The organism is Thauera sp. 2A1, assembly GCF_009469595.2.
Lineage (GTDB): Bacteria > Pseudomonadota > Gammaproteobacteria > Burkholderiales > Rhodocyclaceae > Thauera.
In genome coordinates, this window is sequence record NZ_SSXV01000045.1 from 1 (window position 1) to 4,905 (window position 4,905).

Annotated in this window: 3 protein-coding genes and 2 pseudogenes; all 5 read left to right on the forward strand. The window is 64.2% G+C overall.

Annotated elements, in window-relative coordinates:
* Window positions 1–506: pseudogene (locus GH664_RS21825) on the forward strand (dihydrolipoyl dehydrogenase); the annotation flags it as partial.
* Window positions 507–749: 243 nt separating this feature from the next.
* The gene (locus GH664_RS21830) at window positions 750–1,925 is read left to right on the forward strand and encodes an acetyl-CoA C-acetyltransferase (RefSeq protein WP_153170221.1); all 1,176 of its coding nucleotides are present in this window, start codon (window positions 750–752) and stop codon (window positions 1,923–1,925) included.
* 35 nt (window positions 1,926–1,960) lie between these two features.
* The gene (gene phbB, locus GH664_RS21835; RefSeq protein WP_153170222.1) at window positions 1,961–2,707 is read left to right on the forward strand and encodes an acetoacetyl-CoA reductase; all 747 of its coding nucleotides are present in this window, start codon (window positions 1,961–1,963) and stop codon (window positions 2,705–2,707) included.
* A gap of 198 nt (window positions 2,708–2,905) precedes the next feature.
* Window positions 2,906–4,615, forward strand: a complete 1,710-nt coding sequence (locus GH664_RS21840) for an L-lactate permease (protein WP_228111667.1) — start codon at window positions 2,906–2,908, stop codon at window positions 4,613–4,615.
* A 148-nt stretch (window positions 4,616–4,763) separates the two neighbouring features.
* A pseudogene (locus GH664_RS21845) lies at window positions 4,764–4,905 on the forward strand (NAD(P)(+) transhydrogenase (Re/Si-specific) subunit alpha); the annotation flags it as partial.

The following is a 4,905-nucleotide window of genomic DNA, read 5'->3' on the forward strand; positions in this document are numbered from 1 at the left end:
TGGCGCACATCTTTGCGATCGGCGACATCGTCGGCCAGCCCATGCTCGCCCACAAGGCGGTGCATGAGGCGCACGTGGCGGCCGAAGTCGCCGCAGGCCACAAATCCGCCTTCGATGCGACCGTGATTCCGGGCGTGGCCTACACGCATCCGGAAGTGGCCTGGGTCGGCTACACCGAGGCGCAGGCCAAGGCCGAGGGCAAGAAGGTCGACACGGCGAAATTCCCGTGGGCCGCCTCCGGCCGCGCCATCGCCAACGGCGCCGACTACGGCTTCACCAAGCTGATCTTCGACGCCGAGACGCACCGCGTGATCGGCGGCACCATCGTCGGCCCCTCGGCCGGCGACATGATCGGCGAAGTGTGCCTGGCCATCGAGATGGGCGCCGATGCGGTCGATATCGGCAAGACCATCCACCCCCACCCGACGCTGGGTGAAACGGTGGGCATGGCCGCCGAGGTCGCGCATGGAAGCTGCACCGACCTGCCGCCAATGCGAAAGAAGTAAGGCGCCAACCGTGAGGGCGGGCTGAAGCCGTCGGCAATGCGTCGGCCGCGGCGTTTTACTGACGCCAGCCCGTTTCTCCCGGCAGCCGGTTTCTCCCGGCAATCGGAGTGCGCGTTCCCGGCATTTTCGATCGCCGTCCTCCCCCCCACGCAGCAAGTATCCGGCCCTCGGTCAAGCATGTCTTGCACGAGGGCCCGCATTGTCAAAATCGCCCCTACCCCAAGAAATCAGGAGAGTTGAATCATGGAAGACGTCGTCATCGTTGCAGCCGCCCGTACCGCCGTCGGCAAGTTCGGAGGCAGCCTCGCAAAGGTCGCCGCGCCCGAACTGGGCGCGACGGTCATCAAATCCCTGCTTGCCCGCTCCGGCATCAGCGGCGACATGGTCAATGAAGTCATCCTCGGCCAGGTGCTGACCGCCGGCGGCGGCCAGAATCCGGCGCGCCAGGCGGTCATCAAGGCCGGCCTGCCGATCGGTGTGCCGGCTTTCGTCGTCGGCAAGGTGTGCGGCTCGGGGCTGAAGGCCACCCATCTGGCGGCGCAGGCCATCCGCTGCGGCGATGCGGACATCGTGATCGCCGGCGGGCAGGAGAACATGAGCGCCGCACCGCACGTCCTGATGGGCTCGCGCGACGGCCAGCGCATGGGCGACTGGAAGATGGTCGACACCATGATCAACGACGGCCTGTGGGACGCCTACAACCACTACCACATGGGCACGACCGCCGAGAACGTGGCGAAGAAGTATGACATCTCGCGCGCCGAGCAGGACGCCTTCGCCGCGGCCTCGCAGCAGAAGGCCGAGGCGGCGCAGAAGGCCGGTCGCTTCGTGGATGAGATCGTGCCGGTCGAGATCGTCACGCGCAAAGGCACGGTGGTGTTCGATACCGACGAATTCATCAAGCACGGCACCACGGCCGAATCGCTCGCCGGCCTGAAGCCCGCCTTCGACAAGACCGGCTCGGTGACCGCCGGCAACGCCTCCGGCCTCAACGACGGTGCCGCCGCGGTGCTGATGATGTCCGCCAGCAAGGCGCGCGAACTCGGATTGACGCCGCTGGCGCGCATTGCCGGCTATGCTTCGGCGGGCCTCGATCCCACGATCATGGGCATGGGCCCGGTGCCCGCCTCCCGACTGTGTCTGCAGAAGGCCGGCTGGACGGCCGGCGACCTCGATCTGATGGAGATCAACGAGGCCTTCGCCGCACAGGCCTGCGCGGTGAACAAGGAGATGGGCTGGGACACCAGCAAGATCAACGTCAATGGCGGCGCGATCGCCATCGGCCATCCGATCGGTGCTTCGGGATGTCGTGTCCTGGTTACGCTCATCCATGAAATGATTCGCCGCGACGCGCGACGTGGCCTGGCTTCGCTGTGCATCGGCGGTGGCATGGGCGTGGCCTTGGCGATCGAACGATAACCCCGATCCTTTAACACTCAATCAAGGAGACAAGCATGAGCAATTCACGTGTGGCACTGATCACTGGCGGCATGGGCGGTCTGGGCGAAGTCATCTCGACCAAGATGGCTGCGGCCGGCTACAGGGTGGCGGTGACCTACTCACCCGGAAACACCAAGCACGCGGAATGGACGGCGGACATGAAGGCGAAGGGCTTTGACATCGTCGCTGTGCCTTGCGATGTGGCCGACCTCGATTCGTGCGCGCAGGCGGTGGCTGCGGTACGGGCTCAGTTGGGCGAGGTCGACGTGCTGGTCAACAACGCGGGCATCACCCGCGACATGACCTTCAAGAAAATGGATAAGGTCAACTGGGACGCGGTGCTGCGCACCAACCTCGACAGCCTCTTCAACATGAGCAAGCAGGTGGTCGACGGGATGACTGAGCGCGGCTGGGGTCGTGTCATCAACGTGTCCTCGGTCAATGGCAGCAAGGGGGCGTTCGGTCAGACCAACTATTCGGCCGCCAAGGCCGGCGTGCACGGTTTCACCAAGGCGCTGGCGCTCGAAGTGGCCAGGAAGAACGTCACGGTCAACACCATTTCCCCCGGCTACATCGGCACGAAAATGGTCACGGCCATCCCGAAGGAAGTGCTCGATACCAAGATCCTGCCGCAGATCCCGCTGGGACGCCTGGGCAAGCCAGAGGAAGTGGCGGGCCTCATCATCTACTTGGCATCCGAGGAAGCAGCATTCGTGACCGGCGCCAACATCGCCATCAATGGCGGCCAGCACATGCAGTGATCCGCAACGACCAGGACCTGCAGGAGAGCGCAGGTCCGGCCGGCCTTTCCGCCACGCCTCGGGCGCGAGCAGACATGGCCGATTCGCTAACGCCATTCGAAGTCACACAACATTGATGCATTGACGGCGCGGACTGTCGGATCGGCACCGGCGTACCGGCGGCGCGATCCTCATACAAAATCACAGCAGGAGACACCCATGGAAACCGCCATGATCTGGCAGCAGAACTACGATCCGTTCGGCAACATCATATTGTCGTGCCTGGTCGCGTCGATCCCCGTGATCATCATGATGGCCCTGCTCGGGCTGTGGCACGTCAAGGCGCATTACGCTGCGGGATTGGGCCTGATCTCGGCGCTGGTGATCTCGATCTTCGTGTTCGGCATGCCGGCGAAGGTGGCCGCGCTGGCTGCAGGTTACGGCGCCGCGTTCGGGCTGCTGCCGATTGGCTGGATCGTCTTGAACATCATCTTCCTGCACCAACTGACCGAGGAGGATGGTTCGTTCAAAGTGCTGCAGAACAGTCTGTCGAACATTACCGATGACCGACGACTGCAGTTGCTGCTGATCGCGTTCGCGTTCGGCGCATTCTTCGAGGGCGCAGCGGGTTTCGGCACACCGGTGGCCGTCACGGCCGCGCTGCTGATTGGCTTGGGGTTTAAGCCGCTGGCAGCTTCGGGCCTGTCCTTGATCGCGAATACCGCGCCGGTGGCCTACGGCGCCCTGGGCACGCCGGTCATCGCCTTGTCGGCCGTCACCGGGCTGGATCTGCTGCAACTGTCGGGGATGATCGGCCGCCAGTTGCCGTTCTTCTCCCTGCTGGTGCCCTTCTGGCTGATCTGGGCGTTCGCCGGGTTCAAGGCCATGATGGAAGTCTGGCCAGCCATCCTGGTGGCGGGCCTGTCGTTCGCGGTCTCGCAGTTCCTGGTCTCGAACTACCATGGTCCGTGGCTGGTCGATGTCATTGCCGCCATCGTGTCGCTGGTTTCGTTGGTGCTGTTCCTCAAGGTCTGGAAGCCGAAGAAGATCTGGACTTCGACTGCGCTGAAGGGTCATGAGCAGGACTCGGGCACACCCGACCTTGAAAGCGAGAAGCCGGTCGGGCATGAAGCCGACGCCGCAGCCGCGATCTTCGCCAAACAGGACCGTCGCGCGATCGTGCTCGCCTGGATGCCGTGGGCGATCCTAACGGTGTTCGTCTTCGTCTGGGGCGTCCCCGACATCAAGAAGGCGCTCGACGGCATCTCGGTCGTCAAGATCCCGTTCGAGGGCCTGCACAACGTGATCGAGAAGGTGCCGCCGGTGGCACAGACGCCGCACAAGGAAGCAGCGATCTACAACTTCAACTACCTGTCGGCCACGGGCACCGGGATCCTGCTCGCCGCCCTGATTGCCGGCCTGTTGATGCGCTACTCGTTCGCCGACCTGTTGCGTATCTACCTGCGCACGCTGTGGCGCGTGCGCTACTCGCTGCTGACCATCGTGCTGATGCTGGCGCTCGGCTACCTGACCCGCTATTCGGGTCTCGATGCGACGCTGGGGCTGGCCTTCGCGCTGACGGGTCCCTTCTATCCGATGTTCGGTACCCTGCTCGGCTGGCTGGGCGTGGCGATCACAGGTTCGGACACCGCGTCGAACGTGCTCTTCGGCGGCCTGCAAAAGGTCACGGCGCAGCAGCTCGGACTCGATCCGGTGCTGATGGCCGCGGCGAACAGCGCCGGCGGCGTAATGGGCAAGATGATCGACGCGCAGTCGATCGTCGTCGCCAGTACCGCCACGCGCTGGTTCAATCACGAGGGTGACATCCTGCGCTACGTTTTCTTCCATTCGGTAGCGTTGGCGGTCCTCGTCGGTGGCCTCGTGACGCTGATGGCGTATGTTTCGCCGTTCACCAAGCTCGTATATTGATGTGTTGTCTTCCGGGGCCCGCAATGCCGACCGCGAGGGCGCGTGGATCGCAATCGACGAGAACCAGCGCTTGGCGCTGGAGCCAGCCGGCGGCGGGGCAGAGGGCCGGTTCCAAGATTGAAAACAGAGAGGAGTTGAGTTCATGGCTTTGCTGATCGGAGTCCCGCGCGAGACCGCGTCTGGCGAAAAACGCGTAGCGACCGTTCCCGAGGTGGTGGGCAAGCTCATCAAGCTGGGCTTCTCGGTTGCGGTGGAAAGCGGCGCCGGCGCCGCGGCGAACTTCAGCGACG